This window comes from Streptomyces liliifuscus, assembly GCF_016598615.1.
Lineage (GTDB): Bacteria > Actinomycetota > Actinomycetes > Streptomycetales > Streptomycetaceae > Streptomyces > Streptomyces liliifuscus.
Genome location: NZ_CP066831.1, coordinates 7,344,603 through 7,362,766, shown reverse-complemented (window position 1 = coordinate 7,362,766; position 18,164 = coordinate 7,344,603). Strand labels below are relative to the sequence as shown.

At 70.7% G+C, this 18,164-nt stretch carries 15 protein-coding genes and 3 tRNA genes; 11 read left to right on the top strand and 7 right to left on the bottom strand.

What is annotated here, in order from left to right; all coding sequences use genetic code 11:
- Nucleotides 1-47 precede the first annotated feature (47 nt).
- From JEQ17_RS31710 to JEQ17_RS31700, 3 genes are all read left to right on the top strand, one after another.
- Nucleotides 48-1,085, top strand: a complete 1,038-nt coding sequence (locus JEQ17_RS31710; protein ID WP_055618758.1) for a rod shape-determining protein — start codon at nt 48-50, stop codon at nt 1,083-1,085.
- Nucleotides 1,086-1,171: 86 nt separating this feature from the next.
- Nucleotides 1,172-2,773 carry a sensor histidine kinase gene (locus JEQ17_RS31705; RefSeq protein WP_200398326.1) on the top strand — a complete coding sequence of 534 codons (1,602 nt, stop codon included), beginning with the start codon at nt 1,172-1,174 and terminating at the stop codon, nt 2,771-2,773.
- 302 nt (nt 2,774-3,075) lie between these two features.
- Complete coding sequence (locus tag JEQ17_RS31700) at nt 3,076-4,164, top strand: glycoside hydrolase family 5 protein (protein WP_200398325.1); 1,089 nt, start codon at nt 3,076-3,078, stop codon at nt 4,162-4,164.
- A gap of 6 nt (nt 4,165-4,170) precedes the next feature.
- Here JEQ17_RS31700 and JEQ17_RS31695 read toward each other — a convergent pair whose 3' ends face one another.
- The 3 genes from JEQ17_RS31695 to JEQ17_RS31685 all read right to left on the bottom strand — a co-directional run bounded on the left by JEQ17_RS31695 (nt 4,171) and on the right by JEQ17_RS31685 (nt 6,630).
- Nucleotides 4,171-4,641, bottom strand: a complete 471-nt coding sequence (locus JEQ17_RS31695; protein WP_234048451.1) for an amidohydrolase family protein — start codon at nt 4,639-4,641, stop codon at nt 4,171-4,173.
- A 122-nt stretch (nt 4,642-4,763) separates the two neighbouring features.
- A complete protein-coding gene (locus JEQ17_RS31690; protein WP_200398324.1) occupies nt 4,764-5,612 on the bottom strand; it encodes a PhzF family phenazine biosynthesis protein in 849 nt (282 codons plus the stop codon).
- Nucleotides 5,613-5,712: 100 nt separating this feature from the next.
- On the bottom strand, nt 5,713-6,630 hold the full coding sequence (locus tag JEQ17_RS31685; RefSeq protein ID WP_200398323.1) for a LysR family transcriptional regulator: 918 nt from the start codon (nt 6,628-6,630) through the stop codon (nt 5,713-5,715).
- 95 nt (nt 6,631-6,725) lie between these two features.
- Between JEQ17_RS31685 and JEQ17_RS31680 the strand changes: the two genes are divergently transcribed.
- Nucleotides 6,726-7,580 (top strand): alpha/beta fold hydrolase, encoded by an 855-nt coding sequence (locus JEQ17_RS31680; RefSeq protein WP_200398322.1) that lies wholly within the window; start codon nt 6,726-6,728, stop codon nt 7,578-7,580.
- On the top strand, nt 7,577-8,389 hold the full coding sequence (locus JEQ17_RS31675; RefSeq protein WP_200398321.1) for an LLM class flavin-dependent oxidoreductase: 813 nt from the start codon (nt 7,577-7,579) through the stop codon (nt 8,387-8,389). The genes JEQ17_RS31680 and JEQ17_RS31675 overlap by 4 nt, the downstream gene beginning before the upstream one ends.
- A gap of 120 nt (nt 8,390-8,509) precedes the next feature.
- Here the strand turns inward: JEQ17_RS31675 and JEQ17_RS31670 are convergent.
- From JEQ17_RS31670 to JEQ17_RS31660, 3 genes are all read right to left on the bottom strand, one after another.
- Nucleotides 8,510-8,586: transfer RNA gene (locus JEQ17_RS31670), tRNA-Ile, on the bottom strand.
- Between the two features lie 167 nt (nt 8,587-8,753).
- Nucleotides 8,754-8,826 (bottom strand) — tRNA-Asn (locus JEQ17_RS31665).
- A gap of 6 nt (nt 8,827-8,832) precedes the next feature.
- Nucleotides 8,833-8,905, bottom strand: a tRNA-Asn gene (locus JEQ17_RS31660).
- Between the two features lie 165 nt (nt 8,906-9,070).
- Here JEQ17_RS31660 and JEQ17_RS31655 point away from each other — a divergent pair.
- The 4 genes from JEQ17_RS31655 (at nt 9,071) to JEQ17_RS31640 (ending at nt 14,725) form a co-directional block, all read left to right on the top strand.
- On the top strand, nt 9,071-9,379 hold the full coding sequence (locus tag JEQ17_RS31655; RefSeq protein ID WP_200398320.1) for a YtxH domain-containing protein: 309 nt from the start codon (nt 9,071-9,073) through the stop codon (nt 9,377-9,379).
- Nucleotides 9,380-9,442: 63 nt separating this feature from the next.
- Nucleotides 9,443-10,897 (top strand): FGGY family carbohydrate kinase, encoded by a 1,455-nt coding sequence (locus JEQ17_RS31650; protein ID WP_200398319.1) that lies wholly within the window; start codon nt 9,443-9,445, stop codon nt 10,895-10,897.
- A gap of 166 nt (nt 10,898-11,063) precedes the next feature.
- Entirely contained in the window at nt 11,064-12,797 is a 1,734-nt protein-coding gene (locus tag JEQ17_RS31645; protein WP_200398318.1) for an ABC transporter ATP-binding protein, read from the top strand.
- The gene (locus tag JEQ17_RS31640) at nt 12,797-14,725 is read left to right on the top strand and encodes an ABC transporter ATP-binding protein (RefSeq protein WP_200398317.1); all 1,929 of its coding nucleotides are present in this window, start codon (nt 12,797-12,799) and stop codon (nt 14,723-14,725) included. The genes JEQ17_RS31645 and JEQ17_RS31640 overlap by 1 nt, the downstream gene beginning before the upstream one ends.
- Before the next feature lie 251 nt (nt 14,726-14,976).
- Here JEQ17_RS31640 and JEQ17_RS31635 read toward each other — a convergent pair whose 3' ends face one another.
- Nucleotides 14,977-16,263, bottom strand: coding sequence for an RNA polymerase sigma factor (locus JEQ17_RS31635; RefSeq protein ID WP_200398316.1), 1,287 nt, complete (start codon nt 16,261-16,263; stop codon nt 14,977-14,979).
- Nucleotides 16,264-16,428: 165 nt separating this feature from the next.
- Between JEQ17_RS31635 and JEQ17_RS31630 the strand changes: the two genes are divergently transcribed.
- Nucleotides 16,429-17,112 (top strand): hypothetical protein, encoded by a 684-nt coding sequence (locus JEQ17_RS31630; protein ID WP_200398315.1) that lies wholly within the window; start codon nt 16,429-16,431, stop codon nt 17,110-17,112.
- Entirely contained in the window at nt 17,109-18,131 is a 1,023-nt protein-coding gene (locus JEQ17_RS31625) for a nucleotidyl transferase AbiEii/AbiGii toxin family protein (protein ID WP_200398314.1), read from the top strand. Before JEQ17_RS31630 ends, JEQ17_RS31625 begins: the two co-directional genes overlap by 4 nt.
- Nucleotides 18,132-18,164: the final 33 nt, after the last annotated feature.

Sequence of the window (18,164 nt, the reverse complement as noted above, 5' to 3'; positions counted from 1 at the left end):
CGCCGCCCGGCCGAGTCCCACCGTCCGTGCTCTCGGGAGGACCCGCGATGACCGCCAGCCTGGAGCAGTTGCGCCGCTGCCATTTCGCCGTCGACATGGGGGCGGCGAGGACGCGTGTGTTCGTGAAGGGCGCCGGGCTCGTCGTGGACCAGCCGAGCGTCGCCGCCGTGAACACGAAGACCGGCGCCCTGATCGCCGTCGGCGAGTTCGCGGAGAAGATGACGGGCCGCACGCCCGACTACATCCGCGTCGTACGGCCCGTCTCCGGCGGCACGGTCGTCGACATCGAGATGGCCCAGCGCATGCTCCGCCAGCTGCTCGGCGACAAGGTGCGCCGCGCCCTGCGCCGCAAGCCCCGGCTGCGGGCGGCCATCTGCACCCCGCACGACGCCGACCCGCTCGCGGAGCGCGCCGCCGTCGAGACGCTCGTCGGACTCGGTGCGCGGCGCGTCGAGCTCGTCGACACGCTCATCGCCGCCGGAGTGGGCTGCGGGCTGCCCGTCGAGCGGCCCGAGGCGACCATGATCATGGTGTGCGGGGCCGCCGCCACCCAGGTCGCGGTGCTGTCCCTCGGATCGATCGTGACCGCCGCGCGCATCCCGGTCGGCGGCGAGGCCATCGACCACGCGATCGTCCAACACCTGCGCCACCAGCACGAGTTGATGCTTCCGTCGCAGTCCGTACGACCGCTGCAGCTCGCCCTCTCCGGGAACGGGCTGACCCCGCACGGCCCCGCCTCCACCGAGATCCACGGCAGGGACGTGGCCACCGGCCTCGCCCGTTCCGTGCAGGTCGACACGGCCGCCGTGCGCGACGCGATCCAGACCCCGCTGACCGCCGTCCTCGACGGCATCGGCAAGGTGCTCCGCGTCTGCCCGCCGGACCTGGTGGCCGACCTCGCCGACCGCGGGATCATGATGGTCGGCGGCAGCGCCCTGCTGCCGGGCCTCGACCAGATGCTGCGGCACGCGACGGGCATGCCGGTGCACATCGCCGAACGCCCCGACGTGTGCGCGGTCCTCGGCCTGGGCGCGATGCTGGAGGGCAGGATCGAGCCCCTGGCCCTCGACCCGCTGGCCACCTGAGCGCCACCCCGAACGCGGACCGCCCACAGACCCTACGCAGACCGTATGCAGCCCGTACGCAGAGAGCCGGACCCTCCGCCGCCCGCATGAGCCAAGCCTCCGAACCCCCCGAGCCCGTCGGTCCCCCTGAGCCCGTCGAACCCAGCGAGCCGTCCACTCCCCGTGGCCCGCTCCCCCGCCTGCTCGAAGCCGTCCTGGGCGTCGGCGCCGACCCGGAGCTGCCTGCCACGCTCCAGCACATCGTGGACACCGCGGCCGAGCTGACCGACGCCCGGCACGCGACCCTGGAGGCCACCGACCCCGGACACGTTGGCGATCACGGTGACGACGACGGTTGCCCGACGGAGTTCCACACGGCCGAACCACCGGCTGCCGGGCAGGACACGGACAGCCGCCTCGACGTGCCGGTGCACGTACGGAATGACGCGTACGGACGCCTCCGTCTCACCGGGAAACGCGACGGCGGCGATTTCACGGGCGAGGACGAGCAGTTGGTGCGCGTGCTGGCCACCCAGGCGGGCATCGCGATCGGCAACGCCCGCCTGTACGAGACGGTCCGTCAGCGGGAACGCTGGATCGAGGGCGCGGCGGCCGTGACCACGGCACTGCTCACCGGTGAGACGGCGGCCGACGCGCTGATGACGGTCGCCGAGCGCGCCCGGATGCTCGCCGATGCCTCGGCCGGGGTGATCCTCCAGCCCACCGACGAGGGCGGCATGGAGATCGTGACGGCGTCGACGCCCGACGACCCGGGCGGTCTCGTCGGTACGACCATCGCGCCGGGCAGTGCGGTCCTCGATCAACTCCTGGGCGGGGAGCCGGTGTTCGTCGACGACTCGGCGACCGACCCGCGTATGACGACGGAGGTACGGCACCGGTTCGGGCCGAGCATGCTGCTGCCGCTCCAGGCCGGCGGCCGGCTCATCGGCACCCTCGCCCTCCCGCGTCGGCGCGGCGACCGTCCGTACACGTCCGTGGAGCAGTTGCTGGCCACGCAGTTCGCCTCGCAGGCCGCCCTCGCGCTCGTCCTCGCGGACGCCCAGCAGCGCAGGGAGCGGCTCGCGGTCTTCGAGGACCGTGACCGGATCGCCCGTGACCTGCACGATCTGGTCGTACAGCGGCTCTTCGCGACCGGCATGATGCTGGAGTCCACCCAGCGCCGCACCGCCGACGAGGAGCAGGACGCCGAGGTCCACGCGATGCTGGGCCGGGCCGTCGAGGAACTCCGGTCGACCGTCCAGGAGGTCCGTACGGCGATCTTCGCGCTGCAGCAGCCGCCCGCCGACGCCCCCACCACGTTCCGGGGCAAGGTCCTCCGCGAGACGGCAGGCGCGGCGGCGGCCCTCGGATTCCAGCCCTCCGTACAGTTCACGGGGCCCGTCGACGCCCGCGTCCCGAACCCGGTGGCCACCCGCCTACTCACCGCCCTCCGCGACGCCCTCGCGGCCGCGTCCCGCCGCACCGGCACCACCCGCGTCACCGTCTCGATCGACGCGACGACGACCCTCCCGGACGGCCGCCCCGGCGTACGACTGACGGTGTACGACGACGGCGACGCGGATGCGGAGACGGAGAGGGACCGGGAGTTGGAGAGGAAGCCGGAGAGGGAGCCGGAGCCGGAGAGGGCCGACGAACCCGGAACCGGGACGACGGTGACATGGCAGTCCCCCCTGCGACCACACCCGTGAGCCGAACAGCCTCACCCCGCCCCAACCCACCCATCCCATCCCATCGAGCCCCACGACCCAACAGCTGTTACGCGTAGGAAACCTTGACGATCGCTGCGCCGGGTGCCACGATTCCGGCGCCGCGATGTTTACGTAAACATCACCCCAAGTCGAGCCCACGGCCGCGAGGTCGGGCTCGACTCTTCGTTCCGATGTTTACGTAAACACCGCCCGTCCGGCCCGGCACGCCACCGACGGCCGCTCAGCCACGCGCGGGCACCAGCCCCATGCACCGAGCCGCCATCTCCTGAAAGGGCAAGCTGATGCGCAGAACCCCCGCCGGCACCCGATTCACCCCCCGGCTGCGGGCCGCCTTCGTGGCGCTCCTGATCGCCGGGACCAGCGGCACGACCATCGCCGCGAGCCCGGCCGGTGCCACGTCGAGTGGACACACGGGCGGACACACGAGTGGGCTGAGCAAGGACACGACCCAGTTCAAGGGCGTGAACTGGGCCGACCCGCGTGACAACTTCGCCGACGACCCGGTCGTGCTGTCCGGCCTGTCGACGTCCGACACCTACGCCCAGACGTACACCAAGGCCAGCCGGGTGATCTCGGCCTTCCGTGCGAACCTCGGTGCCAACACGGTCCGGCTGCCCATCAACCCGTACACGGTCAACGGCCGCTACTGGAAGTCGTATCGCGGAGTCATCGACGCGGCCTCGGACAAGGGCTTCAAGGTCATCCTGTCCTACTGGGAGGGAACGGGACCACGCAAGGACGGCTTCATCGACGACACGGCCACCTACTGGCCGATGTGGAACACCGTGGTCAAGGCCTACAAGAGCGACAAGCGGGTCTACTTCGAGCCGATGAACGAGCCGCACGGCTACACCGACACGGAGTGGGCTGACATAGCCGCGAAGTGGCTGGACACGTACCGGCAGGTCCCCCGCAACAGGGTCTTCGTCAGTGGCGCCGGCTACAACGACCACGTCACGTCCGTCTGCGCCGACCCGCGCCTGAAGGGCACGTATCTGTCGCTGCACCACTACGGGTTCTGGAAGGACTACGCCACGTACGACCAGTGGGTGGCCGACCTCAAGGTGCGCATCGGCGACTGCGCGAACCGGACCGTCGCGGACGAGTTCGGCTCCCCGATGACCACCGGCTTCGACTACAACAAGCCGACCCCGGACAACAACTTCATCAACTACCTCCAGGCCGTCACCGACACGTTCCGCGAGCTCAAGATGGGCTCCGTGTACTGGCCCGGCCTGCGCACGGACGACACCTACTCGCTGCAGACCCTGACGGGTGATCCGGCCCGCCCCTGGCTGACCACCACCAACCAGTCCGGCGCCGACCGCCTCGCCTGGTCCTGGGGGCGCGGCAAGCCCGTACAGCCCTAGGGGTCCTTAGTCCGACACCGGCCGCGGGCGCCACGTGCCGTCGAGTGGAGCGCCCGCGGCCGCCGCGACGCGGTTGCGGGATTCGAGGAGGCGGGTCCTCAGTGCCGGCAGGTCCACGCCCACCAGGACGCCGTCGCGTTTGACCACGCGGCCGGCGACCAGGACGGTGTCCACCAGGCCGGGGTGGCCGGCGCTGACAACGGTGGCGGCCGGGTCGGTGACCGGGAACACGGTCGGGTCGTCGGTGCGCAGGAGGATGATGTCGGCGTCCTTGCCGGGCGTGATGCTGCCCGTCCGGGCGTCGAGTCCGCACGACCGGGCGGCGTCGACCGTGGTGAACTCCAGCAGGTCGCGGGAGCGCAGGCCGCCGTCCAGGCCGCGCTGCACGGCGAAGTCCGTACGCATCGTGGAGAACATGTCGCCGCCGACCGAGGGGACGTCGTCGGTGGACAGCGTCGGACGCAGGCCGGCCGCCAACGCCCGCCGTGCACGAACGTGGTGGTGTCCCGCAGCAGACCGTGCTCACAGCCGATGCCGACATCGGCACAGGCACAGGCACAGGGACCGGCACCGGCACCGGCACCGGCACCCCATGACGGTCAGAGCGTGATGGTTCCGCGGACGCAGACGACGGTGGCGCCGCTGACCCAGACCGTGCCGTCCGTGTCGGCGGTGACCTCGATGCTCGCGGCCCTTCCCAGTCTCGCGCCCTGGGAGACCCGGTAGGAGGAGGGTGCGGCTCCGGTGGCGGTGAGCCACTGCCCGACGCCGGCGTTCATGCTGCCGCACGCGGGGTCCTCGGGTACGCCGACGCCAGGGGCGAAGGTACGCATCTCGAAGCGGTGCGCGGACCCGTCGGGGTGGGCCCCGATCGCGCCGACCATCGCGTCCGGGATGAGGGAGAGGTCGGGTTCGAGGGCGAGCACCTCCTCGGCCGTCGCCAGCCGGATCACGGCCCAGCCGGGCCCGTTGTCGACCCACTGGTGGGCGAGGACACGGTCACGCGTGATGCCGAACGCGCCCACGATCTGCTTCAGATACTCCTCGTCCAGCGCCCCCTCGCGCACACGAGGAGGAGCCGCGAAGGCCAGAGCGCCCTCGCCACGGCGTACGGTGACCAGCCTGGCGGCGCACTCCTGCACGACCCGGTCGCCGTGCCGCGGCACGCCACCGCCGTCCAGCCAGGCGTGCGCGGACCCGAGGGTGGGGTGCCCGGCGAACGGCAACTCGCCGTCCGGAGTGAGGATCCGCAGCCGGTAGTCCGCCTCCGGGACGGTCGGGGGCAGCACGAACGTCGTCTCCGACAGATTCGTCCAACGCGCCAGCCGCTGCATCTCCTCATCGCTCAGATCCGTCCCGTCCAGGACGACCGCGACCGGGTTGCCGGAGTAGGGGCTCGTGGAAAACACGTCGACCTGTACGAACGAGCGGGTGCGCGGCATGGTCATCAAGTGCCTTTCAGGCAGCTGCAACGGAAGCAGGTCCATCCCAACGGGCGCGGGCACGGCCAGGACAGGGCCGCCCGAAACAAAGTGGATTGATTCGCCATCAAGCACTGGCCGACGACGGCGCGACCTCGGCCGCGACTTCCTCGGCGACTTCCGTGGCGATCTCGATGGCCCGTCCGGCAAGTGGCGAATGAGTACGTCCGGCCCGCCAGTGCAGGTAGATCTCCCGCGGCGGCGGGGACGGCCGCAGCTCGTGGACGCGGAGCCTGTCGTCGGACGGTACGTCGGCACCGCGGACGGCGAGCCAGGGCAGCACCGCCGAGCCCAGTCCCGCGCGCACCATCGACAACAGGGTGTCGTTGACCGCACTGCGGAACACGATCTGCGGACGGGCTCCGCCCCGGGCGACCGCCTGCTCCATCGCGGGCTGGTCGCAGGTCAGCGGCCAGGCCACCATCGGCGCGCCGTCGAGGAGTTCCAGCGGGACCGGCCCGGCGGGGAAGGTGCCGGCGCCCGCCACCAGCAGGTACGGATCGTCGAGCAGTTTGAGGTGCTCGACGTCACCGTCGAGGCGGCCGTCGTAGAACAGCAGGTCGAGGTCGCCGATCCGCGGCTGCTCCGGCTCCTCCTCGGACAGCCTGATGTCGCAGCCGGGGTGCTCGTCCCGCAGCCGGCGTACGACCGACGGCAGGATCACGTTGGACACGCTCTGGAACGTGCCGATGTCGATCCGGCCGTCTCCCGCCCTGAACCGGTCCACGGCGTGGGCCAGCGCCTCGGCCTTCGCCAGCAGTTCACGACCGTGGCCGAGGACCACGGAGCCGAGCGGGGTGAGCCGTACCGGCCTGGGACCGCCCGGCCGGTCGAACACCGCACCGCCGACGGCCCTCTCCAGCGCGGCGATCTGCTGGCTCACCGTCGACTGGGTGTACCCGAGGCGGGCGGCCGCCCGGCCGAACGAGCCCTCCTCGGCGATGGCGGCCAGGGCCGCCAGATGGCGCAGCTCGACGTCGGTCACGGGCCCACCATAGCCACGACCATTGCCACAAGCGATCGAATTGATCGAAAATCATCGCTTTTCACAATGGACCCATGCGCCATAGCGTGCCTGACATGACCTCACATCAGTCCCACGGCGAACAACTCCTCAAGACCGACGGCGTCGAGCTGTGCGTCGAGACCTTCGGAGACCCGGCGGCCCCGGCGATCGTGCTGGTCGCCGGGGCGGCCGCCTCGATGCTCTGGTGGGACGCCGGACTGTGCGAACAGCTCGCCGCCCGCGGCCGGTTCGTGGTCCGCTACGACCATCGGGACACCGGCCGCTCGACCTGCTACCCGCCCGGAGAGCCGGCGTACTCGTTCAACGACCTGACCCTGGACGCGCTCGCCATCCAGGACGCCCTGGGCATCGGGCGCGCCCATGTGGTCTGTCAGTCGATGTTCGGCGGGAGCGGACTCGTCCTCGGGGTGGACCATCCCGACCGGGTCGCGTCGCTGACGTTCGTCTCGACCTCGACCGGGGCCGACGACCTGCCGCCGCCGTCGGGCGACCTGGCCATGCCGGCCGAGCCGGACTCCTCCGACGCCGCCGCGGTCGTCGAGTACGTGGTCGCGGGCGCGAGGGCGTTCGCCGGTGGCTCGCCGTACTTCGACGAGGCCGCGATCCGGGCGTTGGCCGAACATGACGTGGCGCGCGCCAGGAACTACGCGTCGACTCTGGTCAACCACTACGCCGTCGAGCCCGACGGGCCGGCCCGGGGCGGCTTCGGCGACATCACGGCTCCGACGCTCGTGGTCCACGGCGACCACGACCCGCTCCTGCCGCTGCCGCACGGCGAGGCGTTGCGCGACGCGATCCCCGGTGCACGGCTGCTGGTCCTCAAGGGCGCCGGACACGACCTGCCGAGGCCAGTGTGGGACGACTTCGTGTCGGCCCTGGTGTCGCACACGGAAGGAGCCCGCTCATGAACCGGCTGCGATCGGCGCTCTGGCTGCCGCTCTTCGACGACCTCGCCGACCCGCGGGAGGTCGCGCGTCTCGCCGCCGACGCGGAGGAGGCCGGGTGGGACGGCTGCTTCGTATGGGATCAGCTGTGCTGGCGGGCGCCGGTCCGGCAGGTCGCCGACCCCTGGATCGCGCTGGCGGCGATCGCGACCGTGACCCGGCGGCTGCGGCTCGGCCCGATGGTGTCGACGCCCGCCCGTCGACGTCCGGCCAAGCTGGCGCGGGAGACCGCGACACTGGACCGGCTCAGCGAGGGCCGCCTCACCCTCGGGGTCGGCCTCGGCAGCGACCGGTTCGCCGGTGAGCTGTCCAGGACGGGCGAGGAGCTCGACGACCGGCTGCGCGGGCAGATGCTCGACGAGTCCCTGGCGATCCTGGCCGCCGCCTGGTCCGGCGAGCCGGTGCGCCACCGCGGCGAGCACTACACCGTCGACGGCATCGCGTTCCTGCCGCGGCCGGTTCAGCGGCCCGGTGTGCCGGTGTGGGCCGCCGGATTCCCGGGCAACGCGAAGCCGATCCGCCGGGCCGCCCGGCTCGACGGCTTCTTCCCCGCCAATCTCGAACACCCGGACCAACTCGCCGAGGTCGTCGACACCCTCACCGAACTGCGCGACGGAGAGATGGACTCGTACGACATCGCCGTCGGTCTGCCGCTGGGCGTGGATCCCGAGCCGTACGCGAGAGCCGGGGCGACGTGGTGGCTGCCGGAGTTCGACCCGGGTGTACGTCTCGACACCGTGCGCGGAGTACTCCGCGAGGGCCCGGCGGGGTGAGAACGCGGTGGCGCCGATGTCCGCTCCCGGCCCAACAGCCTCAGGAGACCTGACCACCCCTCAAGGGCGCTACCCCACCAGCTAAACACCTGGTCGGATCGATTCTTCACGCGTAGCGCCTGGTGGGGCGGGTGGGACTCGAACCCACGGCCGACGGATTATGAGTCCGCTGCTCTAACCGGCTGAGCTACCGCCCCATTACGGCGCGTCGCGCACATTTGTGCGCGCCGTCTGCCGCAGCATAGCCGCTCATACGATCTCCTGCTTCGGATGGTCGACTTCGCCTGCCCTGGAGGACCCCACCTGGGGCGGAGCGGTTCCCGAGGACATGAAAAAGGACCCCAACGGGGTCCTCGTTCCCTTGCTCTCCCGACTGGACTCGAACCAGTAACCTGCCGGTTAACAGCCGGCTGCTCTGCCAATTGAGCTACGGAAGACCGAAGCTCCCCCGACTGGACTCGAACCAGTAACCTGCCGGTTAACAGCCGGCTGCTCTGCCAATTGAGCTACAGGGGATTGCCTCGTTGCATCGAACGTACCTCCCTGGGTATTCGCCAGGGGGCGTGCGCTCGCTGCGACACATACATTAGCGCAAGCAGGGGGGTGCTCCGCCAATCGGTAATCCCCGCCTGCGACCGACGCCGCCGCAAGGGACCGACTCACAAGAGAAGGGTGGCAGCCATGCGCTACCGGCTCACGTTCGTCGCCGGACTGGCCCTGGGATACGTGCTCGGCACGCGTGCCGGGCGCGAGCGCTACGAGCAGCTGAGGAAGACCGCACAGCAGGTCGCTCAGAACCCGGCGGTGCGCAACACCGCCGAGTCCGCGGCCCAGCAGGGACGCGAGTTCGCCGGGAAGGCGTACCACGTGGTGAGCGAGAAGGTCGGTGACCGGGTCCCCGACTCGGTGGCCGACAGGGTCCGCCACCTGCGCGAGCGCAACACGAACGGCACGCGAACCGATGACGACTGGGGCACCAGCAACACGTAACCGGTACGACCGCCTCCGCCGGACCGGTACGGCCTGCTCCGGTCGTACGGCAGAATTTCCGCCATGGGGATAGTCGCCGGGCTGGACAGTTCGCCCGATTTCACTCGCATCGTCGTCTGCGACGCGGACAGCGGAGCCGTGCTCAGGCAGGGGTATGCCCCGCATCCGATGGACGGCATGTCCGAGGGCAGCCGGCCCTCGGACGTCGACCCGCAGGCCTGGCTGCTGTCCCTGGGCGAGGCCGCGGGCGGCGGGCTCCTCGAAGGCGTCCAGGCCATCGGAGTGTCCGCGCAGCAGAACGGGCTCGTGCCGGTGGACACCCAGGGCAACACGGTGCGTCCCGCGATGGTCGGCGGTGACAAGCGGGCGCAGGTCGCGGCCGCCGACCTGGTCGACGCCCTCGGCGGACGCGAGGCCTGGGCACAGGCGGTGGGCTGCGTGCCGCAGGCGGCGCAGCCGGTGACGAAGCTGCGCTGGCTGGCGAAGACCGAACCCGAGGCTGCGCTGCGCACCAGCGTGCTGCTCCAGGCGCACGACTGGCTGGTGTGGCAGCTGCTGGGCCGCCCGGCCCGCCGGACCACCGACCGGGGCGGGGCCTCCGGGACCGGGTACTGGTCGGCGGCGACCGGTGCGTACCGGCCCGATCTCGTGGAGCTGGCGCTCGGGCACCAGGCGCTGCTGCCCGATGTGCTCGGGCCCTGGGAGGCCGCGGGGACGACACCCGAGGGGCTGCTGATCTCGGCGGGGACGGGCGAGACGATGGCCGCGGCGTTCGGCCTGGGCATCGGGCTCGGGGACGCGGTGGTGTCGCTCGGCGCCTCCGGTTCCGTGATGGCCGTGCACCACGAGGCGCTCGTCGACTCCTCCGGAATGATCACCTCCCTCGCGGACGCGACCGGGATGCACCTGCCGGTCGTCACCACGCTCAATGCCGTACGGGCCCTGCGCGGGGCCGCCGAACTGCTCGGCGTGCCGGACCTGGAGGCCCTGTCGGACCTGGCGATGAAGTCCACCCCGGGCTCCCACGGGCTTGTGCTGCTGCCCTATCTGGAGGGTGAGCGGACGCCCAACCTGCCGCACACGGCGGGGACGCTGGCCGGGCTGCGGCGGGAGTCGATGAAGCCCGAGCATCTGGCGCGGGCCGCCTTCGAGGGCATGCTGTGCGGGCTCGCGGACGCGCTGGACGTGTTGCGCAAGCGGGGCGTGGAGGTGCGGCGGATCTTCCTCCTCGGCCAGGCCGCCGAGCTGAGCGCGGTGCAGGCCTGCGCTCCCGCGCTGCTCGGTACGCAGATCGTGGTGCCGCAGCCCGCGGACTACGCGGCGATCGGCGCGGCCCGGCAGGCGGCCTGGGCGCTCGGCACCTCGCAGGGCACGATCCAGCCGGGCCTGCCGCCCGTCTGGCAGGGCGCGGCCGCGCAGATCCTGGAGCCCGGCGAGGAGCTGGCGGTGGGCCAGGCCGTGCGGCAGCAGTACGTGTCGGTGCGGGACCAGACCCACCCGGGCGCCTTCCGGCCCTGAGGCCTTCCGGAGCCCGGGCGACTCGAACGGCGTACGGCTTCGGACCGAGGCCGGGTCGCTCTTGGACCTCTCTTGGCTTAATCAGTTGAGGTAACACGGGTGGAGTGTTCGACGATAGGGGCCAAGGGCAACCAACCGCCCCGCCGCCGACTCCGAGAGACCCAGCGTGCTCATACGACTCCTGCGTACCTATCTCACGCCCTACAAGAAACCCATCGCCCTGCTCGTACTGCTGCAGTTCCTGCAGACCTGCGCCACGCTCTACCTGCCCACGCTGAACGCGGACATCATCGACAACGGTGTCGTCGAGGGCGACACGGGCTACATCCTGTCCTTCGGCGCCCTGATGATCGGCATCTCGCTGGCCCAGGTCGTCTGCAACATCGGGGCCGTCTACTACGGCGCCCGTACGGCCTCCGCGGTCGGGCGGGACATCCGAGCCGGCATCTTCGACCGGGTGCAGTCGTTCTCCGCGCGTGAGGTCGGTCACTTCGGGGCGCCGTCGCTGATCACCCGCACGACGAACGACGTGCAGCAGGTGCAGATGCTCACGCTGATGACGTTCACGCTGCTGGTGTCGGCGCCGATCATGTGCGTGGGCGGCATCGTCCTGGCGCTCGGTCTCGACGTACCGCTGTCCGGGGTGCTGCTCGCCGTGGTGCCGGTGCTCGGGATCTCGGTGAGCCTCATCGTGCGCCGCCTTCGGCCGCTGTTCCGCACGATGCAGGTGCGGCTCGACACGGTGAACCGGGTGCTGCGCGAGCAGATCACCGGCAACCGCGTCATCCGTGCCTTCGTGCGCGACACGTACGAGGAGGAGCGCTTCCGGAAGGCGAACGCCGACCTCACCGAGGTGTCGCTGGGCACCGGGCGGATGCTGGCGCTGATGTTCCCCATCGTCATGACGGTGGTGAACGTGTCGTCGGTCGCGGTGGTGTGGTTCGGCGCCCACCGGATCGACAGCGGCGGGATGCAGATCGGCGCGCTGACCGCTTTCCTCGCCTACCTGATGCAGATCGTCATGTCCGTGATGATGGCCACCTTCATGTTCATGATGGTGCCGCGCGCGGAGGTGTGCGCCGAGCGCATCCAGGAGGTCCTGGACACCTCCAGCAGCGTGGTTCCGCCGAAGGCGCCGGTCCTGGAGCTGCGGCGGCACGGCCATCTGGAGATCCGGGGCGCCGGGTTCCGCTACCCGGGTGCCGAGGAGCCGGTGCTGAGGACCATCGACCTGGTGGCCCTGCCGGGTGAGACCACCGCCGTGATCGGCTCGACCGGCAGCGGCAAGTCCACGCTGCTGGGCCTGGTCCCCCGGCTGTTCGACGCCACCGACGGCCAGGTGCTGGTGGACGGCGTCGACGTACGCACGGTCGAGCCGCGGCTGCTCGCGCGCACGGTGGGTCTCGTACCGCAGAAGCCGTACCTCTTCGCGGGCACGGTCGCGACCAATCTCCGGTACGGGAATCCGGACGCGACCGACGAGGAGCTGTGGCACGCGCTGGAGGTGGCGCAGGCCAAGGGGTTCGTGGAGGGCCTGGAGAACGGTCTCGACGCGGCGATCGCGCAGGGCGGGACGAATGTGTCGGGCGGTCAGCGGCAGCGGCTCGCCATCGCCCGCACCCTTGTGCAGCGCCCCGAGATCTACCTCTTCGACGACTCCTTCTCGGCGCTCGACTACGCGACGGACGCGGCGTTGCGCAGGGCGCTCGCGCAGGAGACGGCCGAGGCGACGGTCGTGATCGTCGCCCAGCGGGTGTCGACCATCAGGGACGCGGACCGGATCGTGGTCCTCGACGAGGGCCGGGTCGTCGGCGCGGGCCGCCACCACGAGCTGATGGCGGAGAACGAGACATACCGGGAGATCGTGCTCTCCCAGCTGACGGAAGCGGAGGCAGCCTGATGGCCGGGCCCATGGGGCGGATGATGGCCGGGACGGGCCCCGACCATCACTCGATGGACTTCAAGAAGTCCGGAAAGCGGCTACTGGCGCATTTCAAGCCGGAACGCACCACTCTGTACGTGATGCTCGTCGCCGTGGTGTTCAGCGTCGGCCTCTCGGTCCTCGGGCCGAAGATCCTGGGCCGGGCCACCGACCTCGTCTTCGCCGGGGTCGTCGGACGGGAGATGCCCGCCGGCCAGACGAAGGCCGAGGCCCTCGCGGCGATGCGGGAGCGCGGCGACGGCGGCATGGCCGACATGCTCTCCGGGACGGACTTCACGCCGGGCAAGGGCATCGACTTCGGCGCGGTCGGCGAGGTGCTGTTGCTCGCGCTCGTGGCGTTCCTGGTGGCCGGTCTGCTGATGACCGTGGCGACGCGACTGGTGAACCGGGCCGTCAACAAGACGATGTACAACATGCGCGAGGACGTACAGACGAAGCTGTCGCGGCTGCCGCTGTCGTACTTCGACAAGCGGCAGCGCGGTGAGGTGCTCAGCCGCGCCACGAACGACATCGACAACATCGGGCAGACCCTCCAGCAGTCGATGGGCCAGCTGGTCAACTCGCTGCTGACGATCGTCGGTGTGCTGGCGATGATGTTCTGGGTGTCGTGGCTGCTCGCGCTCGTCGCACTGGTCACCGTGCCGCTGTCGTTCTTCGTCGCCACCCGGGTGGGCAAGCGGTCGCAGCCGCACTTCGTGCAGCAGTGGCGGACCACCGGCAAGCTCAACGCGCACATCGAGGAGATGTACACCGGCCACAACCTCGTCAAGGTCTTCGGTCGGCAGGACGAGTCGGCGGCGCAGTTCGCCGAGGAGAACGAGAAGCTGTACGAGGCCGGGTTCCGGGCGCAGTTCAACAGCGGGGTCATGCAGCCGCTGATGATGTTCGTGTCGAACCTGAACTATGTGCTGGTGGCCGTGGTCGGCGGGCTGCGCGTCGCATCGGGCGCCCTCTCGATCGGTGACGTCCAGGCCTTCATCCAGTACTCCCGGCAGTTCTCCATGCCGCTCACCCAGGTCGCGTCCATGGCGAACCTCGTGCAGTCCGGCGTCGCCTCGGCGGAGCGGATCTTCGAACTGCTGGACGCGGAGGAGCAGGAGGCGGACCCGGTGACCGGGGCGCGTCCGGAGGAACTGCGGGGGCGGGTGGCGCTGGAGGGGGTCTCCTTCCGGTACGACCCGGAGAAGCCGCTCATCGAGGACCTGTCGCTGAAGGTGGAGCCGGGACACACGGTCGCGATCGTGGGCCCGACCGGTGCCGGCAAGACCACGCTCGTGAACCTGCTGATGCGGTTCTACGAGACGACGGGCGGGCGCATCACCCTCGACGGGGTCGACATCGCGAAGATGTCCCGGGACGAACTGCGGGCCGGGATCGGCATGGTGCTGCAGGACACCTGGCTGTTCGGCGGGACGATCGCGGAGAACATCGCGTACGGGGCTTCGCGTGAGGTCACGCGTGGGGAGATCGAGGAGGCGGCTCGGGCCGCCCATGCCGACCGGTTCGTGCGGACGTTGCCCGAGGGGTACGACACCGTCATCGACGACGAGGGGTCGGGGGTGAGCGCCGGTGAGAAACAGCTCATCACCATCGCTCGGGCGTTCCTGTCCGATCCGGTGATTCTGGTGCTGGACGAGGCGACGAGTTCCGTCGACACCCGTACCGAGGTGTTGATCCAGAAGGCTATGGCGAAGCTCGCGCACGGGCGGACGTCGTTCGTCATCGCTCATCGTCTGTCGACGATCCGGGATGCCGACACGATTCTCGTCATGGAGAACGGGTCCATCGTGGAACAGGGCGCCCACACGGACCTGCTGGCAGCGGACGGCGCGTACGCCCGCCTCTACAAGGCCCAGTTCGCGGAGGCCGTGGTGGAGGTGGACTGAGGGGTGACCCGGGGGTCGGCGGGTTTTTTCGCCCCCGCCGCCCCTACCCATTCCCGTCACTTACTCAGGGGCTCCGCCCCCGAACCCCCAAAAGACTGCGCAGTTCCCCGCGCCCCCAGGTACCTGGGGGCGCGGGGAACTGCGCGACCAGCCCCCACCCACCCGCACCCGACAACACACCCCACGGGGTCTGGGGCGGAGCCCCAGGGGACGGGAATGGGTAGGGGCGGCGGGGGCGAGAAAAGACCAGGTCAGTCCAAGTAGCCCCGTAGTTGGTCTGCGAAGGCGTGGTCTCGGAGTTTGTTCAGGGTCTTGGATTCGATCTGGCGGATGCGTTCGCGGGTGACGCCGAAGATGCGGCCTATCTCCTCCAGCGTGCGGGGACGGCCGTCCGCCAGCCCGTACCGGAGTTGAACGACCTTCCGCTCACGCTCCCCGAGAGTGGAGAGGACCGCCTCCAGGTGCTCGCGCAGGAGCAGGAACGCCGCCGACTCCACAGGACTCGTCGCATCCCCGTCCTCGATGAGGTCCCCGAGAGCCACATCGTCCTCCTCGCCCACAGGAGCGTGGAGGGACACCGGCTCCTGGGCCAGCCGCAGGACCTCGCTGACCCGCTCACTGGGAAGGTCGAGGTGCGCCGCGACCTCCTCCGGCGTCGGCTCGTACCCCCGTTCCTGCAGCATCCGCCGCTGCACCCGCACCACCCGGTTGATCAACTCGACCACGTGGACGGGCACTCGGATCGTCCGGGCCTGGTCGGCGAGGGCCCGCGACATGGCCTGGCGGATCCACCAGGTCGCGTACGTCGAGAACTTGTACCCACGGGCGTAGTCGAACTTCTCGACCGCCCTGATCAGCCCCAGGTTTCCTTCCTGGACCAGATCGAGCATGGTCAGCCCGCGGCCCACGTACCGCTTGGCGACGGAGACGACCAGCCGGAGGTTCGCCTCGATGAGCCGGCGCTTGGCCATCCGGCCCATGACCACCAACTTGTCGAGGTCCAGGGCGAGTTGGCTGTCCAGGTCGGGGGCCAGCCGCAGCCGCTCCTCGGCGAAGAGGCCGGCCTCGACCCTGCGCGCCAGCTCCACCTCCTCCGCCGCGGTGAGCAGCGGGATCCGGCCGATCTCCCGCAGGTACTGGCGGAACAGGTCGGACGAGGGCCCACCGGTGTCCGTACGCCCGCGGGGCACTTCCACCGGCTCCGGCGCCTCGGTCTCCACGAGGGTGACGGGCGGCTCCTCGGGCTCGGCCTGCGAGCCCTCCGGTTCCGCCGCCGTCTCGGGGTGGTGCGCGACACGGCTCTGCGCGGGCACGGCCCCGATGACGTCGGAATCCGCGTCCGTGTCGCCGGTGTTGTCGGTCTGGGTGAGGGTCTGGGTCTGCACGGGGGCGACCTCCAGGAATGTCGCTGCTGAGGCGTGCGGCAGCGGGACGGGGACGACGGCCTTGCCGCTGTCCGTCCCGAACACGTTGAGCGGAACCGCGGGGACAATGGACCCGTCGCGTTCGGGTCGGCCGCGCTCCGAGGACTCAGGCACCGGAACCCAGTGTGGAGTACGACACATCGTCGCCACGAGGGGCGTGCGGTGACTTTTTGAGTCCGGTCCGTGACCGCGTGGTTACCCTCGCGGAAAACTCGCGTGCCCGTTCGTACCCTGATCTGGCACGATCCCCGAGTGTCCGGTTCCCATTACGAAACTCACGTGACGGTCCGCTGCGACAGCGCCGCCGAATCGGAACGGCTGCGGTGCTGGGCGGCCGGGTCCGGTCTCAAGCTGACGCACATCGTGCTGGCACGCGGCCGGATGCCTTCGCAGCCGATGGTCACCTTGGCGGGTTCCCCGTCGTACGCCGCCGAATCGGCCCGGGCCCGGGAAGTCGCCGCACGTCTGCGGGCCGATGGATTCGTGCCCGTACGCGTCAAGATCGAGTCGTCCCCGTGGGCCCCCGAGGTCCCCCGCGAACCCTGCCGGACCGGCGGCGACGAGCGGTACTTCGAGCACCACGTGAAGCTGCTGCTCGACGCGGACACCGACCTCGACGCCCTGGCCGCGAGGGTCGTCCCGCACGGCGCCCATCTGTCGTGGAACGCCCGGCGGGTGCGCGGCGACGGGCACGGCAGCGAAATCGACGGCACCGGTGGTCGGCACGAGCGGTTCGTGACCCAGCGGTGCCGGGGTGTGGACGCGGAGGGCGCCGGGCGGCTGCTGGAGCTGCTGCTGGCGGAGCTGTACGGGTTCGAAGTGGCCGATGTGGAGCGGGAGTTCGTCCTCCACGACAGTGATCTCTCGGTCGACGACGGATGGATCGAGGAAACCGGGGCGCGCGTGTCGCACGGAGCGCGCGTGGAGCAGATGCCGAGAGCGGCCGAGGAGGTGCTGGGATGAGCGGGACATGGCAGGACTTCGGCTGGCGGAGCGTCGAGATACCCCGGGAGCCGCTGGACGAGGCGACCCGCCGGGCGCAGGACCTGCCGCGGACGCTGCACTGGGTGGAGGCGGACGACGCGGTGCAGCGGCCGGTCTTCGACCCGGCCATGAAGCACCACCAGAACGCCTACCGCGCCACCGACCCCGGCTTCTCCGACCCGGCCAGGGGCGAGGCCTGGCGGTACGCGCGGCGCCGGGCGCTGGATCTCGTGCTCGCCGCGATCGCCGGCTCGGAGTGGGTCGAGTCGCTGGTGCTGCGCGGCAGTGTGCTGATGTCGGCGTGGTTCGGGGACGACGCCCGCGAGCCCGGTGACCTGGACTTCGTCGTCGTACCGCGCACCTGGCGGGTCGACGAGGGACGTACCGACCGGATGCTCGAAGGGATCGCCGAGGCTGCCCAGGCGCTGGCCGACGAGCGCGGGCGTGAGGTCGGCATCTCGGCGCGCGGTGCGGTGGTCGAGGACATCTGGACGTACGACCGGGTGCCGGGGCGCCGCATGGTGCTGCCCTGGGGTGCGCCCGGGCTGCCCGGTGGGCACGTCCAGCTCGACTTCGTCTTCAACGAGCGGCTGCCCGAGGAGCCGGAGCCGGTGGAGCTGCCGGGCGGCGCGGTCGTGTGGGCCGCGACTCCGGAGCTGTCGCTGGCCTGGAAGCTGATGTGGCTGGTCAACGACATGCACGCGCAGGGCAAGGACCTGTACGACGCCGTGCTGCTCGCCGAACGGCACCCGCTGCGCCACGAGCTGCTGCACGAGGTGTTCCGGCTGTCGGGCGAGTGGCCCCGCCAGTACCGCGAGGGGGTCTTCCTGGAGGACCTGGTGGAGGCGGTGGGGTATGTGGAGTGGGAGCACTTCGTCACGGAGTATCCGCGGTTCGCGGACGCCGAGCGGGAGTTCGCGGACCGGCTGGTGCGGGCCGTGACGCCGACGTTCGACGGACGGCCACCGGGTCCGCCGTACTCCCCGGCCGGGGACTGACCCGGCTCGGAACGCCGGCCCCACTCGCCCCGG